We start from the raw sequence: 15,908 nt of genomic DNA, 5'->3' as shown, positions 1-15,908 counted from the left end.
GAGCCGCCGCCTAACACGCCCGGGTTAAGATCGCCTCACGGCCTGGTTGCGGGCACCGTGGGATCGCCGGTGCCGGCGGGCGGCGGGGTGGCGGCGTCCTGGCGGGCGCGTTCGCGGGCTTCGTAGTCCTTTTCGGCCTGCTCCACCCGGGCCTGGGTGGCGGCGGCCTCGGGATCGAAGGTGCCGGCGCGGCGGGCGCGCTCGTCCTGGATCATCCTGGCGAAGCCGACGTCGCTCTGCTGCTTGCGCTCGGCATAGGCGCGGTCGATCAGCTTCTGCGTGCAGCCCAGCGAACCGCCCGGACCCACCGGCGAACACGAGGCGATGCCGGTGCGGCCCACGGTTTCATAGGCAAGCACCTTTTCGTTCCACGCTTCCGAGCGGGTCGACTGCGGTTCGCGCAGAGGCGCAGGGATGCGATAGCGCTCGGCCTCGGGCTTGCGGGCGCAGACGGTGATCTCGTCGCCCTTGCCCGCCGGGCAGGCATCATCGCCGTAGATGATGATCGTGTTGACCCGCTCCCCGCCCGGGGCGGTAAGATCCTGCGCCTGGGCCGGGTTCGCCAGGCCGGCCAGGAGGGCAAGCGGGGCGGCGGCGAGAAGGGCGGTGGCGCGCATGGTGTCAGGCTCCGGCAGGGGTTTGGGCAGGGGGTTTTGGCGAATATAGGGCGCGTTGCCCGTGAACGATAGATGAAGCGGCCCGGTCGCCCCGGCCTTGCGCTGGCGCAAATTGCGCCGCTTCAGCAGGTCAGATCCGCTCCGAAAGACGGATGGCCAGGCGGCAGCCCAGCCGGATCGCACCGGACAGCAGGGGATAGGCCGGCGCGCGTTCCGCCCCGGCATCGAGCGCGGCCTGCTTGTGTTCGCGCTCGTGATCGCGGAATTCGGTGATCGTGGCGGCCAGTTCGGGATCGCTGTCGCCCAGTTCGTCCAGTTGCTGGGTATAGTGCCGATCGATCTCGGTCTCGATTGCGGCGGTGCAGGCCATGGCCGCTTCCGGTCCGATCAGCGCCGTGGCCGCGCCCAGCGCATAGCCGGCGGCCGACCACAACGGCGCCAGCGCCGTGGGCCGCACCCCGCGCTGCGCCAGCATGGCGTCGAACCGGCGGCGATGGTCTTCCTCCTGCGCGGCCATGAAGGCCACTTCGCGGGCGTGCGGCGCCCGATCGCCCATGACCGCAAGCTGGCCGGCATAGATCCGCACCGCGCCGAATTCCCCGGCCTGGTCGACCCGGAGAATGCGATCGGCAAGCTTGGCAGGCGCACTCGTCATGGTTCAGCCCTCCCGGCCACGCAGCAGCAGAACGGCGGCCAGCAGCGCGCCGGCCCCGGACAAGAGGAAGTTGTAGCCCGCCAGCGAAACCCCGAACAGGGTCCATTGCGCCTGGTCGCAGCGGATCATCGGCGCGTTCATGATCGCATCGAGCGCATTGCCCAGGCTGGTGTCGGCGGTGGAGGTGCAGGCGGTCAGCCCCTGCCACCAGTGATACTCAACCCCGGCGTGATAGGCGCCAATCAGCGCCGAGGCGGCAATGGCCAGCGTGGCCAGGACCACCGGCCACCGCGCGCGGGGCGCGGCGAAGGCCAGCAGCGCGAAGGGCAGGGCCGCGAAATGGGCATAGCGCTGCCACCAGCACATCTCGCACGGATAGAGCCCGAAACCATATTGCGAGACATAGGCGCCCGCAAGCAGTGCCGCCGGCAAGCCCAGCGCGATCAGCCGCGCGTAACGCCGGGCGGCAGCCCCCCGTGGCAGCATGGCTCGCCTGCGCCCCCTACTTGTGTGCGGCGGCGGCCAGCGCCGGGCCGACAGTGCGGCGGACGGTGCTGATCGCATACCACAGCTGGAAATCGTCGATGCCCTTGGCCTTCAGTTCCTCGGGCGTCATCTTGAAGCGCGGGTCTTCCTGCTTGTCGTCCTCGAGCTTCTTGTCGTCGAGATCGACCTCGTTGACGAGGTGACCGCGCAGGTCGCTCTCGCGATAGGCCATGGCCGCGCGCTTGCGGGCATCGGGATCGGAGATCTGCGGCACGCGGATATCGGGCTCGATCCCGCCCTCCTGGACCGAGCGGCCCGAGGGCGTGAAATAGCGCGCCGTGGTCAGCTTGACCGCGTGGGTCTTGTCGAGCCGGATCATCGACTGGACCGAACCCTTGCCGAAGCTGCGCTCGCCCATGATCAGGGCGCGATGCTGGTCCTGCAGGGCGCCGGCCACGATCTCCGAGGCCGAGGCGGAACCGGAATTGATCAGCACGACCAGCGGCAAGCCCTTGGCGGCATCGCCCTTGAACACCGTTTCTGCGCGGTAATACTCATTCTCGGCGGCAACCCGCCCGCGCTGCGACACGATGTCGCCGCCCGACAGGAACAGGTCCGAGAGGGCCACGGCCTCGTCCAGCGCGCCGCCGGGGTTCTGGCGCAGGTCCAGCACCAGCCCGGCCAGCTTGCCGCCCGACTGCTGCTTGAGCTTCGCGATCTCGCGGTTCACGTAGTTGCCGACATCGGCGGAAAATTCGTTGACCGTGATCACGCCCACGTTGTCGGTCAGCTTGGAGGTGACCGGCTCTAGGCTGATCACGCCGCGGGTCACGGTCACGTCGAACGGTTCGTCGCGGCCGGGGCGGAACACGGTCAGCCGGATGGCGGTGCCGGCCGGGCCGCGCATCTGCGCCACCGCATCATCAAGATCGAGACCGTAGATCAGCTTGCCATCGAGGTGGGTGATATAGTCGCCCGCCTTGACCCCGGCCTTGTCGGCCGGGCTGCCGCGCATCGGCGAGACCACCTTGACCGCGCCATCATCGCCCACCACCGACAGGCCCAGGCCCGAATAATTGCCCTGGATCAGGGTATCGAGCCGGGTCAGGCTGGCTCCATCGAGATAGGCGGAATGCGGATCAAGGCTGGTCAGCATCCCCTGGATCGCGCCCTTGATCAGCTTGTCGTCATCGACCGGCTCGACATAGTTGGCCTTGATGATCTGGTAGACGGTGAACAGCCGGCCGAATTCCGGCCCGGCGGCGCCATCGACCGCGGCGAGGCCCGCCGTGGTGGCGGGAATCATCGCGACGGCGGTCACCAGCAGGGCGGCGCGGGTGAGGGATCGGAATGTCATCGGCCGGAATGCGCCTTTCGAGGCAGGGATCTGGCGTCACCCTATAGGGCGGCGCGGCTTAACGCCAGATGGCGGGGCAGAGGCCGCGCCGCAAGGGTCAGAACTTCGCGTAATCCAGCGGATTGACCGGCTGGCCATCGTGACGCAGCTCCACGCTCACCACCGGGCGCCCCGGCCCGGCCGCGCCCAGCGGCGAGCCGGCCACCACCTGGTCGCCCGTGCGGACGCCCAGTTGGGCAAGGCCCGTGACCAGGCTGGTCCAGCCCCGGCCATGATCAAGAATGGCGATCTGGCCATAGCCGGCATATGGCCCGGCAAAGGCGACGCGGCCCGCTCCGGGGGCGATGGCCTGGGCTCCGGCCCGCGCGGCAATGCCGATCCCGCGCGACAGCGGCGCTCCGGGCAACTGAGCGCCGAATCCGACGACGATCCGCCCCTGTACCGGCAAGAGGAAGCGCAATGCCGGCTGGGTGGCGGTGAGCGAAGGCGCAGGGATCGGCGGGCTGCCGGTCAGGGGCGAAGCCGCGCCGGGGCGGGCCGGGCGCAGGACCGGCCCGGGCAATTGCGCCAAGGCTTCACGCAGGGCGCCGGCCTTGCCGAGGGCACCGGCCAGCGAATCGAGATCGCGGGCCTGTTCGGCCAGGGCGAGCGCGCGTTCGGCCTCGCGGTCGGCATCGCCGGCGGTCTGCCTGGCGGCCAGCCGCTGGCGCGCCTCCAGCGCGGCCAGAGCGGTGCGGCGGGCGGCAAGGTCGGCCTGTTCGCGCCGCAGCGAGGCCACCGAGGCCTCGGCCTGGGCGCGCAGCCGCCGTGCCCGGTCCAACTCGGCCCTGAGGCCGGCGGTGCGCTGGCTGACCTGCGGCACCATGGTGGCCAGGATCGCGCGCAGGTGCATGGCATCGCGCACCGAACCCGGGCGGAACAGGGCAAACAGCAGGGGGCGCCGCGCCAGCCGCTGGAGCGCGGCGGTGAGCCGCACCAGCGGCTGCTGGCGCTCGGCGAGCCGCGCGCGCAGGGCGGCGCGCTGGCGCTCGATCAGGGCCACTTCGACCTGGCCCGCCGCGGCGCCCGCCTCGGCCTGCTGGATGCGCGCGGCGGCGGCGGCAGCGGCAGCGGCGCTACGCTCGGCGGCCTCGCCGGCGGCGCGGGCGCGGGCCTCCAGCCCTTCGGCCCGGGCGCTGGCGGCAGCCTGCTGGGCGCGCGCCTCGGCCAGGGCCTGGCGCGCCTCTCCGGCATCGGCGAAGGTCGCGGCCTGCTGTGCCGAAACGGCCAGCGCCGCCAGACCGGCAAGGCCAAGGGCCAGGGCCGACAGGGCCAGGCGGAAGCCGACCGGGCGGGAGAAGGGGGCCATCGCCGCGCCTATCCCTGCCGGTGGTAGGGATGGCCGGCCAGGATGCTGGTTGCCCGCCACAATTGCTCGGCCAGCATGGCGCGCGCCAGCATATGCGGCCAGGTCATCGCCCCGAAGGCGATCAGGAGGTCGGCGCTGCCGCGCATGGCATCGCCGTGCCCGTCGGCCGCGCCGATCAGGAACCGCGCCTCGCGCACGCCATCGTCGCGCCAGCGGCCAAGCAGGGCGGCGAACTCGGCCGAGGTCAACTGGCGCCCGCGCTCATCGAGCAGGACATCGCGGCTGGGCGTCAGCGGTGCGGGAATGATGCCGCCCACATCGGGCAGCTCGGTCACCTTCACCAGCCAGGCGATGCGCTTCATGTAGCGCTCGACCAGCTCGCTTTCCGGCGAACGGCCGATCTTGCCGCGGACGATGAGATGGAGGCGCATGAAGCCTGCTTAGGCGGTTCGGGGCGCGGAGGGAATCGGGGAGAGTCCTTTGTGGAGGTGCGCCCCTGGCTTCCGCCAAGGGCTTGCTGCACCGGCCCACCCACCCATCACGTATACTTCCGTGGGTGGCCGGGCGGGGGAGCGGGCCGGTGCCGCACAGGAAAGCGCGAAAGCGCTTTCCGCGCCAATCAGATCAAGCCGCGGCGGGCGCCTCGCCGAAGGCCCACATCCGTTCGAGGTTGTAGAAGCTGCGGACTTCCGGGCGGAACAGGTGAACCACCACGTCGCCGGCGTCGATCAGCACCCAGTCGGCCGCGGGCAGACCTTCGATCCGGCTGTTGCCGAAGCCGCCGTGCTTGATCCGTTCGGCCAGCTTCTGGGCCATGGCCGCGACCTGTCGGGTGGAGCGGCCCGAAGCGATCACCATGTGATCGGCGATGGCCGACTTGCCCTCGAGCGGGATGGACACGATGTCCTGGGCCTGGTCGTCATCCAGCGACTGGAGGACCAGGGCGTGAAGCGAGCCGGGAATGGACGGCGGAAGCGGGGCGGGAACGGCGGGTGCCGCGGGATTCTGGCCGGAAGGTCCGGGGCTGGGCTCAGTATTCATGCGGCCGGGGTGTGCTCCTTCGCACGCATTTGGGACAGCAGCCAAACGGCGCGGGATCGCGCAGGTTTCATGCGTTTGGCTCGATCGGGAGGAGGGTGAGACAATCTCTCAGGGCGCCGCCGGAACGCCGGCTGGCCCAGTCGGGATCGGCCTGGCGGATTGCCGTGGCCGATCGCGGATCGGGATCGAATCTCAGGATCACCAGTGCTGGTGCGCTCCACGCTGCCCGATTGGTCAGACTGGCGGCGGATCTTCGGTAGCGTCCGAGCCAGGCCATCGCGGGGCTCGCGACAGCGCGGCCATCATAGCCCGGACGGGCGACCACGGCAATCGGCACCATGCGGGCAATCGCGCGCCAGTCTTTCCAGTGATGGAACTGGGCCAGGTTGTCGGCCCCCATCAGCCAGACAAACCGCCGGCGAGGGTAGCGGCGCAACAACGCGCGCAGGGTTTGCGCGGTGTAGCGGGTGCCAAACTGGCGCTCGATCGCGGTTACGCGAATCGGCGCGCGGCGGGCCTGAGCCAGGGCCGAGGCGAAACGCGCGCCCAGCGGGGCCATGCCGGCCACGGGCTTGAGCGGGTTGCCCGGCGAAACCAGCCACCACACCTCGGCCAGCCCCAGCGCGCGCCGCGCGGACAGGCTGATGCCGCGGTGCGCGCCGTGGGCCGGGTTGAAACTGCCGCCCAGCAGCCCAGTGGCCGGCCCGATTCGGCGTGATCCGGCGGGCTGGGGACCGACGGGCCGGGGACCGATTCGCCGGGAAGCGGGCCGGTTCAGGGCCGGACCTGCCCCGTGCCGCGCACCTGCCACTTGTAGGTGGTAAGCCCTTCGAGCGCGACCGGGCCGCGCGCGTGGAGCCGCCCGGTGGCGATGCCGATCTCGGCGCCAAGGCCGAATTCGCCGCCATCGGCGAACTGGGTGGAGGCATTGACCATGACGATCGCCGAATCGACCTCATTGAGGAACCGCTCGGCCGCCGCCGCATCGCCGGTCACGATGGCATCGGTATGGGCCGAGGAATGGGCCGCGATGTGGGCGAGCGCCTCGTCCAGCCCGTCGACGATGGCGACCGAAAGGATCGCATCGAGATATTCGGTGTCCCAGTCGTCCACACTGGCCGCCGCCACGCGCGGATCGAGCGCGCGGGCGCGAGCATCGCCACGCAGCTCGCAGCCCGAATCGAGCAAGGCCTTCACCACCTCGACGGCGCCGGGGAAGGCAGCATCGATCAGCAGCGTTTCCATCGCCCCGCAGATGCCCGTGCGGCGCATCTTGGCGTTGAGCGCGATGCTTTTCGCCATGGCCGGATCGGCGGCGGCGTGGAGATAGGTGTGGCAGATGCCGTCGAGGTGGGCGAGCACCGGCACCCGCGCATCGGCCTGGACGCGGGCCACCAGGCTCTTGCCCCCGCGCGGCACGATCATGTCGATCAGCCCGGCCGCCGCCAGCATCGCGCCCACCGCCGCGCGGTCCTGGGTCGGCACCAGTTGCACCGCCTCGGCCGGCGCGCCGGCTGCGGCAATGCCCCTGGCCAGCGCGGCATGGATCGCGCGGTTGGAATGGACCGCCTCGCTCCCACCGCGCAGCAGCACCGCATTGCCCGAACGCAGGCACAGCGCGGCGGCATCGGCGGTCACGTTGGGCCGGCTTTCGTAGACGATCCCGATCAGGCCGACCGGCACGCGCACCCGGCGCAGGTCAAGCCCGTTGGGCCGGTGGGTGGCATCGATCACCTGGCCGACCGGATCGGGCAGGCCGGCAACCTGCTCCACCGCATCGGCGATTCCGGCGAGGCGCGCCGGATCGAGCCGCAGCCGGTCGAGCATGGCCCCGGTCAGGCCATTGGCCTCGCCGGCGGCGATATCCTGGGCATTGGCGGCGAGGATCTCCGGCTCGGCCGCGCGCAGCGCCGCGGCGGCGGCACGCAGGGCGGCGGCCTTGGTCGCGTCCGGCAGGCGCGCCAGTTCGCGCTGGGCGGCGCGGCCGGCGCGGGCCAGGCGTTCGATCACGGCCTCGGGGCTGGCGGTCGCGGACAAGGTTGCGGTTGCGGTGGCAGACATGGCCGGCCACCTACCACTTGTCGGCCCGCCTGTCAGCGTGGTTGTCAGCCCGATTCGCAGGGGCTTGCCCGCGCGGGCAAGCCGGGTTCCCGGCCGGCGCCGGCCCCCGCGAACGCTTCACCGTGCGACTCGCCCGACTCGTCCCGAGTCCCGCACCGGCGATTCGATTCACCCCAGACGCCCTGCTAACCGCGCGGCCGGACGGGTCGAAAACAGAACATCAGGGGTCAACTTGCCAAGGTTCCAACCGGGCGCGGCGCTCAACCGCGTGCGGAACTGGTTTCCGGAACGCGAATTCTTCATGCGCTCCGAAGGCCATGTCCGCTTCATCCGCATCTCCTCGCAATTGCAGATGCGCGCGGCCACGGTCGTGGGCGCGCTGGTGCTTGCCTGGGTGGTGACCATGGCCTGGGCCGGCCTGTCCTCGCTCGTCGCCACGCTGCGCCACGATGACCTGCTGACGCGCGAGGCCAAGGTAGCCACGGCCGAAAGCCGGGTCGCTGCCTATCGCGCCAATGTGGGCCGGGTGGCCGACGATATCGCCCGCCGCCAGGCCTTCATCGAAACCCTGGTCAAGACCCACGTGGGCGATCTGCCCGCCGCGCCGCAGGCGGGCGAAAGCGTTTCGGATTCCAGCCGCGAAGCCGGCAAGACCGTCGCCAAGGTCAGCGCCGCGATCCCCGAGGCCGCCCCGCTCGCCCGGATCGAGGCGCGCCAGCTCGCCTTCGTCGAAGGCCTTACCCGCCTGGCCGACCGGCGCAGCGCCGCCGCCGAGGCCGCGATTCGCAAGCTCGGCCTCGATCCCGCCCGGATGCTCGCCTCGATCGACGATCGCGGCGCCCAGGGCGGTCCCGCCCTGGCGCTGACCACCTCGGCCGATGGCTCGATCGATCCGCGCTTCGCGCGGCTCGGCCTCAGCCTGGCGCGCATGGACGCGCTGCGCCGCGGGCTTGAAGGCATTCCCCAGGTCCTGCCCGCCAGTTTCCAGTTCATCTCCTCGGGCTTCGGCTTCCGCTCCAATCCATTCAGCGGCGGCGGCGGCGAATTCCATCCCGGGCTCGATTTCAAAGGCCCCTTTGGCGCGCCGATCTATGCCGCTGCGCGCGGACGGGTCAGCTTCGTCGGCCAGCGTTCGGGCTATGGCAATTGCGTGGAAGTGGATCACGGCAACGGCCTGGTCACCCGCTATGCCCACATGAGCGCCTTCCGCACGACTGTGGGAACGCAGGTTGCCGCCGGCCAGCAGATCGGGCAAATCGGCAGCACGGGCCGTTCAACCGGGCCGCACCTGCATTTCGAAGTCCGCATCAACGACGTGGCCGTGAACCCGCGGCCCTTCCTGGAGGCCGCACCCCATGTTCTCGAAGAAGCCCGAGGCTCTCTCGGCACCGGCCGGTAACCCCGCCATGAGCGGCTCCACCTTTTCGATCCTGGGCGCGGACCTGGCGATCACCGGCAACCTCGTCGCCCGCGCCGACCTGCACATCGACGGCAAGGTCGAGGGCGATATTTCCTGCGCCTCGCTGGTCCAGGGCGAAAGCGGCACGATCCACGGCGCCATCGTGGCCGACAGCGCGCGGCTGGCCGGCACGGTCACCGGCTCGGTCGATGCCGGAACCCTGGTGATCCTGCGGACCGCGCGGATCGAGGGCGATGTCGCCTACGAAACCCTGACCATCGAACAGGGCGCTCAGGTGGAGGGCAAGCTCAGCCCCAAGCGCGCCGCCGAGCCCAAGCTGGCGATCGCCGGCGGCACCGAGGCCTGATTTCGGCGCAGTCGCGCCGCGATCTTCCCGATTCCCGTTTCGCAAGCCCGAAGCTGATCCGGGCCGGGGGGATGCCTAACTCTCCACCAGCACCTCGGCCTTCAGCGCCTTGCGATCGAGCTTGCCGATCGCGGTCTTGGGGAGGCCGGGGCGAATCACCACGGCGTCCACCCGCTCGTGCTTGCCCACCCGGGCATTGAGCCATTCGCGCAAGGCCGCCGCATCGGCGCTGGCCCCGGGCTTCAGGGTCACGAAGGCGCGCGGCATCTCGCCGTGATAGGCGTCGGGCACGCCAAGCACCGCCGCTTCAGCCACGGCGGGATGATCGACCAGCACGTGCTCGACCTGGCTGGGAAACACCTTGAACCCGCCGACCGCGATCATGTCCTTCGACCGGTCGACGATCCGCACGTAGCCATCGACCTCCAGTACGGCGATGTCGCCGGTCCGCAGCCAGCGGCGGACCTGGCCCTGCTCGTCCGGCAGGCTGACGAAGGCGGTCGCATCGGCATCGGGGCGCTGCCAGTAGCCCTGCATGATCTGCGGCCCGGCGATGATCAGTTCGCCCGCGCTGCCCGGCGCGGCAAACCGGGTGGGATCGTCCTGGTCAAGCAGGGCCAGGCGCGTGGCGGGGAAGGGATGGCCGATGGTGCCGGGGCGTCCCGGCCCGATGAACGGGTTGGTCGAGGCAACGCCGGAACATTCGGTCAGGCCATAGCCCTCGCAGACATAGACCCCGGTCACGCTCTCGAACCGCTCGCGCACCGGCGCCGGCAGCGGCGCCCCGCCCGAAATGCAGACATTGAGGCTGGCCATGTCGGTGCCCTCCAGCCGGTCGTCGGCCAGCAGCGCCTGGAACATGGTCGGCACGCCGGGAAAGCTGGTCGGCCTCGTGCGCCGCACCGCGCCCAGCACCTGGCCGATGTCGAAGCGCGGCACCATCGCCACGCAGCCGCCATCGGCCACGGTGCGGTTGAGCACGCAGGTGTTGGCGAAGACATGGAACAGCGGCAGGGCGCCCAGGATCACGTCGCGCTCGGACCGGTGCGGATCGATGTCCACGATCTGGCGGGCATTGGCGGTGAGGTTCTGGTGGGTGAGCATCGCCCCCTTGGGCGTGCCGGTGGTGCCGCCGGTATATTGCAGCAGGGCAATGGTGTGCTCGGGATCCACGGCCACGGGTGCCGGCTCGGCCGACCGCGCCGCGACATCGCGCCATAGCACCACGCCAGCCGCGCGCGGGATACGGCTGACCTGGCCCAGGCCGAACAGGCGAACCAGCAGCCCCTTGGCCAGGGGCAACTGGTCGGCCAGCCGCGAGACAACCAGTGTTTCCAGAGCCGATTCGCGCAGCACCCGCAGGGCCGTGGGCAGGAGCGCGGGCACATCGACCGTGACCAGCAGGCGCGCGCCCGAATCGGCAACCTGGGCTTCAAGCTCGGCGGCGGTGTAGAGCGGGGAGAAGTTGACCACTGTCGCCCCGGCGATCAGCGCCCCGTAATAGGCCGCGACATAGGCCGGCACGTTGGGCAGGAACAGGCCGACCCGGTCCCCCGGGCGAATGCCCATGGCCTGGAGGCCGGCGGCGAAGCGCCGCGCCTCGGCATGGAGCGCGCCGTAGGAATAGGAGCGGCCCAGGAATTCGACCAGCAGGCGATCAGGCCAGGCTTCGGCCGCCCGGCCGAACAGGTCCGGCAACGACAGCGGCGGATAGTGCCCATCCCAGGGGCAGGGATGTGCATAAACGTTTTGCCACGGATTGGCTGCCCGCCCGACGCTCATGCGAGCGAAGGTGGCGAATAGCCGGGCCTGGCGCAAGGGGGACGGCGAACCGCCCCCGAAGCGGAACCTACTCGCCCGCGGCTTCGGCGGCGCGCTTGGCTTCCAGCCAGGCGGCGGCTTCGGCTTCCTGCGCGGCTTCGCTGGCGAGGCGGGTGTGGGCCTCGCGCTCGGCGCGCAGTTCCTCGATCAGGGCCTCGCGGTCATCGCCCAGGCGCACGGCGTCGAGGCCATCGTCCTCGATCCCCGCCCGCTTCGCCGACTTGGCGACGATCGCGTCAAGCTCGCGCTGCGAACACAGGCCCAGGGTCACCGGGTCCTTGGGGTTGATGTTGGAGATGTTCCAGTGCGACCGGTCGCGGATCGCCGCGATGGTGGAGCGGGTGGTGCCGATCAACTTGCCGACCTGGGCATCGGAAATTTCCGGGTGGTTCCGCAGGATCCAGGCGATGCCGTCGGGCTTGTCCTGGCGCTTGGACACCGGCGTGTAGCGCGGCCCCTTGGTGCGGCTGACGGTGAGCGGCGCCTTGTGCATCTTCAGGCGATAGTTCGGATCGTCCTGGCCCTTCTCGATCTCGGCCATGGTGAGCTCGCCCGCGCGCACCGGATCGCGCCCGGTGTACTTCGAGGAAGCGAGATCGTCGGCCATGGCCTGGACTTCGAGGATGTGCAAACCGCAGAATTCGGCGATCTGCTCGAAGCTGAGCGCGGTGGTGTCGACAAGCCACGACGCCGTGGCGTGCGGCATCAGCGGGGTGGACTGGGTCACGACTGTGTACTCCGGAAACAACAAGGGCCGCCCCAGCGGAGCGGCCTCACCCCTGCCGATCTAGGCGCAAATTGCGGATTCGGCAAGAGCGCGCGGGCATGGACGGCTCAGAAGGCCGATTCACGCCGCCAGCACGATCTTGCCAATGTGTGCGCCGGCATCCATCCGGGCATGGGCGGCGGCGGCATCCCGCAGCGGGAAGGTCCGGTCCATCACCGGGCGCAGCTCTCCGCCGGCCACCAGCGGCCAGACCTCGCGGGCGATCTCGTCGGCCAGCAACCCCTTGAAGGCATCGGAGCGGGGGCGCAGGGTCGATCCGGTGAGGGTGTAGCGGCGGCTCATGATCACCGCCATGTTGAGCTCGGCCTTCGCTCCGCCCTGGACCGCGATGGTCACGTGGCGGCCGTCCTCGGCCAGACATCTGAGGTTGCGCGGCACATAGTCGCCAGAGACCATGTCGAGCACGATCTCCACCCCGCGCCGGTCGGTGATCCGCGCCACCTCGGCCACGAAGTCCTGCGCCTTGTAGTCGATCGCGTGATCCGCCCCCAGCGCCAGCGCCGCTTCGCACTTGGCGGGCGAACCGCAGGTGACGATCACCGTCAGCCCGAACAGCTTGCCCAGCCTTATCGCCATCGAACCGATCCCGCTGGTTCCGCCATGGACCAGCAGCGCCTCGCCATCGCGGGCATAGGCGCGCTGGAACACGTTGTGCCACACGGTGAACAGCGTTTCGGGCAGGGCCGCCGCCTCGGCCAGCGACAGGCCCGGGGGCACGGGCAGGCAGTGCTCCGCCTTGGCCAGGCACCATTCGGCATAGCCCCCGCCCGAGACCAGCGCGCAGACCGGCTGACCCGGCAGCAGCGTGGTCACCCCTTCGCCCAGCCTGGCCACCTGCCCCGAAATCTCGAGGCCAGGGATCGGGGAGGCGCCCGGCGGCGGCGGATAGGCGCCCTTGCGCTGGGCCACGTCCGGCCCGTTGACCCCGGCGAAGGCCACTTTCACCAGCACCTCGCCGGGACCAGGCATGGGCACGGGCAGGTTCACCGGCTGCAACACCTCCGGCCCGCCGGGCGCGGCAATGGCGATGGCGGTCATCGTCGCGGGCAGGGGGCTGGGGTATGCGGACATGATGCTACCTGTGGCTAATCCCGGGTGCGACCCCGAACTGTTCATGCAAGGCGTTGACACGAAGCGCAAGGCGTCCAATGTTGCATCGCAATGGACGAAGATCTTCCCCGTCCGAAAGGCGATAACGCCGGCAAGCTGGCGACCGAACCGCTTGACTCCTACTCGCTTGCCGAACTGGACCAGCGCGTGGCCCAGCTTGAGGCGGAAATCGCCCGCGTGAAAGCCCATCAGGCCAAGGCCGCCGCCCATCGGCTGGCGGCCGAAGCCTTCTTCAAGCCCTCGCCGGGCGGACAGCCATGACCTTTCGGGCGCCTCTCCCAAACCCGGCGCGGCGCCCTATATTGCAACCGATCGCCGCGCCTTTCGTTCTGGAAGGGCGCATTCAAGTCCTGTCCATTCTGACGTCCTAAGCTCTGTTTCCCCCTGCGGGCCGTCCGACTTGCCCTCGGCAGCGTCCCCAACGAAAGCCCCGTGAATGCCCAGCTTCGCCCAGAGCCTTGAAAAGACGCTGCACGCGGCGCTCCACAATGCCGCGGAACGCAGTCACGAATATGCCACGCTGGAGCATCTGCTCCTGGCGCTGATCGACGATCCCGACGCCGCCCAGGTGATGACCGCCTGCGGGGTGGACCTGCATGACCTGGCCGAGGTCGTGAAGCAGTATCTCGACCAGGAATACCAGTCGCTCAAGACCGCCGAAAAGGGCGATCCGGCCCCCACCGCGGGCTTCCAGCGAGTGATCCAGCGCGCGATCCTCCACGTCCAGTCCTCGGGCAAGGACACTGTCACCGGCGCCAACGTGCTGGTCGCGCTGTTTTCCGAGCGCGATTCCTACGCGGTCTATTTCCTCCAGCAGCAGGATATGAGCCGGCTGGATGCGGTGAGCTTCATCAGCCACGGCATCGGCAAGGGCGGCAAGCGCATGGAAGAGCGCGGCCCCAAGGGGATTGAGGACAGCCAGCCCGCTCCGGAAGAAAAGTCCGATCCCAAGGCCGGGGCCAAGAAGGATTCCGCGCTCGACCAGTTCTGCGTCAATCTCAACGAGAAGGCGTTGGCCGGCAAGGTCGATCCGCTGATCGGGCGCGGCCCGGAAGTGGACCGCACGATCCAGATCCTCTGCCGCCGCTCCAAGAACAACCCGCTCTACGTAGGCGATCCCGGCGTCGGCAAGACCGCGATCGCCGAAGGCCTGGCGCGCAAGATCGTGGAAGGCGAAGTGCCCGAGGTGCTGGCCAATGCGGTGATCTATTCTCTCGACATGGGCGCGCTGCTGGCCGGCACGCGCTATCGCGGCGATTTCGAGGAACGCCTGAAGCAGGTCGTCAACGAACTCGAAAAGATGCCCGAAGCGGTGCTGTTCATCGACGAGATCCACACCGTGATCGGCGCCGGCGCCACCAGCGGCGGGGCGATGGACGCCTCCAACCTCCTGAAGCCCGCGCTGTCGGGCGGGACGATCCGCTGCATCGGCTCCACCACCTACAAGGAGTTCCGCAACCACTTCGAGAAGGACCGCGCCCTGTTGCGCCGGTTCCAGAAGATCGACGTGAACGAGCCCACGGTGGAAGACACGATCAAGATCCTCAAGGGGCTGCGGACCGCCTTCGAGGAACACCACAAGGTCAAGTACACCCCCGAGGCGATCAAGACCGCGGTCGAGCTTTCGGCCCGCTACATCAATGATCGCAAGCTGCCCGACAAGGCGATCGACGTGATCGACGAGGTGGGCGCCATGCAGATGCTGCTGCCGCCCAGCCGCCGCAAGAAGACCATCACCGCCCGCGAGATCGAGCAGGTCATCGCCACCATGGCGCGCATCCCGCCCAAGTCGGTCTCGTCCGACGACAAGAAGGTGCTCGAACATCTCGAGCGCGACCTCAAGCGCGTGGTCTTCGGCCAGGACAAGGCGATCGAGGTGCTCTCCACCGCGATGAAGCTCTCCCGCGCGGGCCTGCGTGATCCCGACAAGCCGATCGGCTCGTTCCTGTTCTCCGGCCCGACCGGCGTCGGCAAGACCGAGGTCGCCCGCCAGCTGTCGAACATCATGGGCATTCCGCTCGTGCGCTTCGATATGTCGGAATACATGGAGCGCCACTCGGTCAGCCGCCTGATCGGCGCGCCTCCGGGCTATGTCGGGTTCGACCAGGGCGGCCTGCTCACCGATGCGATCGACCAGCAGCCCCATTGCGTGCTCCTGCTCGACGAGATCGAGAAGGCCCACCCCGACCTGTTCAACATCCTGCTCCAGGTGATGGACAACGGGCGGCTCACCGATCACCACGGCAAGACGGTCGATTTCCGCAATGTCGTCCTGATCATGACCACCAATGCCGGCGCCTCCGACATGGCCCGCCAGGGCATCGGCTTCGGCGACGTCTCCAAGGCCGATGCCGGGGACGAGGCGGTCAAGAAGATGTTCAGCCCGGAATTCCGCAACCGGCTCGATGCGGTCGTGCCCTTCGCCTACCTGCCCACCGCGGTCATCAGCCGGGTGGTGGACAAGTTCATCCTCCAGCTCGAACTCCAGCTGGCCGAACAGAACGTCCACATCCAGTTCGACAGCGATGCACGGGTCTGGCTGGGCGAGCGCGGCTACGACAAGCTCTATGGCGCCCGGCCGATGGCCCGGCTCATCCAGGACAAGGTCAAGCAGCCGCTGGCGGAAGAACTGCTGTTCGGCAAGCTGGCCCATGGCGGCGAGGTCCACGTCAAGGTCAGGGACGGCGACGGCGGCCAGGAACTGGCCTTCGAGCTGACCCCCGCCCCGCCCAAGCTGGTCAAGCGCGCAGCCAAGGCGAAGAAGCCCAGCGCCGCCCCGGAAACCAGCGACGACGGTGCCGAATAGGGCTTCGCTCCGCCACCCCTTGACCTGATCCCGGCCGGGCGTTCCACGTGGAA

At 69.5% G+C, this 15,908-nt stretch carries 16 protein-coding genes; 4 read left to right on the top strand and 12 right to left on the bottom strand.

The genetic code is table 11. The features are described from left to right. Positions 1-35 precede the first annotated feature (35 nt). The 9 genes from ACFOD9_RS12795 to ACFOD9_RS12755 form a co-directional block, all read right to left on the bottom strand. Positions 36-617, bottom strand: a complete 582-nt coding sequence (locus tag ACFOD9_RS12795) for a hypothetical protein (RefSeq protein ID WP_379510502.1) — start codon at positions 615-617, stop codon at positions 36-38. Between the two features lie 130 nt (positions 618-747). After that, positions 748-1,272 (bottom strand): demethoxyubiquinone hydroxylase family protein, encoded by a 525-nt coding sequence (locus ACFOD9_RS12790; protein ID WP_379510501.1) that lies wholly within the window; start codon positions 1,270-1,272, stop codon positions 748-750. A 3-nt stretch (positions 1,273-1,275) separates the two neighbouring features. Further along, complete coding sequence (locus ACFOD9_RS12785) at positions 1,276-1,758, bottom strand: disulfide bond formation protein B (protein ID WP_379510500.1); 483 nt, start codon at positions 1,756-1,758, stop codon at positions 1,276-1,278. A 16-nt stretch (positions 1,759-1,774) separates the two neighbouring features. Further along, positions 1,775-3,115, bottom strand: coding sequence for a S41 family peptidase (locus ACFOD9_RS12780; RefSeq protein ID WP_379510499.1), 1,341 nt, complete (start codon positions 3,113-3,115; stop codon positions 1,775-1,777). A 97-nt stretch (positions 3,116-3,212) separates the two neighbouring features. Next, positions 3,213-4,463, bottom strand: coding sequence for a murein hydrolase activator EnvC family protein (locus tag ACFOD9_RS12775; protein WP_379510498.1), 1,251 nt, complete (start codon positions 4,461-4,463; stop codon positions 3,213-3,215). Positions 4,464-4,471: 8 nt separating this feature from the next. Beyond that, complete coding sequence (locus tag ACFOD9_RS12770) at positions 4,472-4,894, bottom strand: 23S rRNA (pseudouridine(1915)-N(3))-methyltransferase RlmH (RefSeq protein ID WP_379510497.1); 423 nt, start codon at positions 4,892-4,894, stop codon at positions 4,472-4,474. Between the two features lie 193 nt (positions 4,895-5,087). After that, positions 5,088-5,504, bottom strand: coding sequence for a ribosome silencing factor (gene rsfS, locus ACFOD9_RS12765; RefSeq protein ID WP_379510496.1), 417 nt, complete (start codon positions 5,502-5,504; stop codon positions 5,088-5,090). Positions 5,505-5,571: 67 nt separating this feature from the next. Then, positions 5,572-6,258: a nicotinate-nucleotide adenylyltransferase gene (locus tag ACFOD9_RS12760; protein ID WP_379510570.1), complete on the bottom strand. Its 687-nt coding sequence runs from the start codon at positions 6,256-6,258 to the stop codon at positions 5,572-5,574. Positions 6,259-6,278: 20 nt separating this feature from the next. Further along, positions 6,279-7,565: a glutamate-5-semialdehyde dehydrogenase gene (locus ACFOD9_RS12755; RefSeq protein ID WP_379510495.1), complete on the bottom strand. Its 1,287-nt coding sequence runs from the start codon at positions 7,563-7,565 to the stop codon at positions 6,279-6,281. A 268-nt stretch (positions 7,566-7,833) separates the two neighbouring features. Here ACFOD9_RS12755 and ACFOD9_RS12750 point away from each other — a divergent pair, with 268 nt between their 5' ends. Both ACFOD9_RS12750 and ACFOD9_RS12745 read left to right on the top strand, forming a co-directional pair. After that, positions 7,834-8,964 carry a M23 family metallopeptidase gene (locus tag ACFOD9_RS12750; protein WP_379510494.1) on the top strand — a complete coding sequence of 377 codons (1,131 nt, stop codon included), beginning with the start codon at positions 7,834-7,836 and terminating at the stop codon, positions 8,962-8,964. Continuing rightward, positions 8,921-9,331: a bactofilin family protein gene (locus tag ACFOD9_RS12745; RefSeq protein ID WP_379510493.1), complete on the top strand. Its 411-nt coding sequence runs from the start codon at positions 8,921-8,923 to the stop codon at positions 9,329-9,331. The genes ACFOD9_RS12750 and ACFOD9_RS12745 overlap by 44 nt, the downstream gene beginning before the upstream one ends. A gap of 75 nt (positions 9,332-9,406) precedes the next feature. On the opposite strand, the gene ACFOD9_RS12740 is transcribed toward ACFOD9_RS12745, so the two are convergent. From ACFOD9_RS12740 to ACFOD9_RS12730, 3 genes are all read right to left on the bottom strand, one after another. Continuing rightward, positions 9,407-11,113, bottom strand: coding sequence for an AMP-binding protein (locus tag ACFOD9_RS12740; RefSeq protein WP_379510492.1), 1,707 nt, complete (start codon positions 11,111-11,113; stop codon positions 9,407-9,409). A 67-nt stretch (positions 11,114-11,180) separates the two neighbouring features. Continuing rightward, positions 11,181-11,879 (bottom strand): DUF1013 domain-containing protein, encoded by a 699-nt coding sequence (locus ACFOD9_RS12735; RefSeq protein ID WP_379510491.1) that lies wholly within the window; start codon positions 11,877-11,879, stop codon positions 11,181-11,183. Between the two features lie 120 nt (positions 11,880-11,999). After that, positions 12,000-13,010 carry an NAD(P)H-quinone oxidoreductase gene (locus ACFOD9_RS12730; protein ID WP_379510490.1) on the bottom strand — a complete coding sequence of 337 codons (1,011 nt, stop codon included), beginning with the start codon at positions 13,008-13,010 and terminating at the stop codon, positions 12,000-12,002. Positions 13,011-13,100: 90 nt separating this feature from the next. On the opposite strand from ACFOD9_RS12730, the gene ACFOD9_RS12725 reads away from it, so the two are divergent. Continuing rightward, the gene (locus ACFOD9_RS12725) at positions 13,101-13,310 is read left to right on the top strand and encodes a DUF1192 family protein (RefSeq protein WP_379510489.1); all 210 of its coding nucleotides are present in this window, start codon (positions 13,101-13,103) and stop codon (positions 13,308-13,310) included. A 175-nt stretch (positions 13,311-13,485) separates the two neighbouring features. Further along, positions 13,486-15,855, top strand: coding sequence for an ATP-dependent Clp protease ATP-binding subunit ClpA (gene clpA, locus ACFOD9_RS12720; RefSeq protein ID WP_379510488.1), 2,370 nt, complete (start codon positions 13,486-13,488; stop codon positions 15,853-15,855). The last annotated feature ends 53 nt before the right edge of the window (positions 15,856-15,908 follow it).

It is taken from the genome of Novosphingobium bradum (assembly GCF_042646485.1).
GTDB lineage: Bacteria > Pseudomonadota > Alphaproteobacteria > Sphingomonadales > Sphingomonadaceae > Novosphingobium > Novosphingobium bradum.
This window is presented reverse-complemented; position numbering and strand designations above follow the sequence as displayed.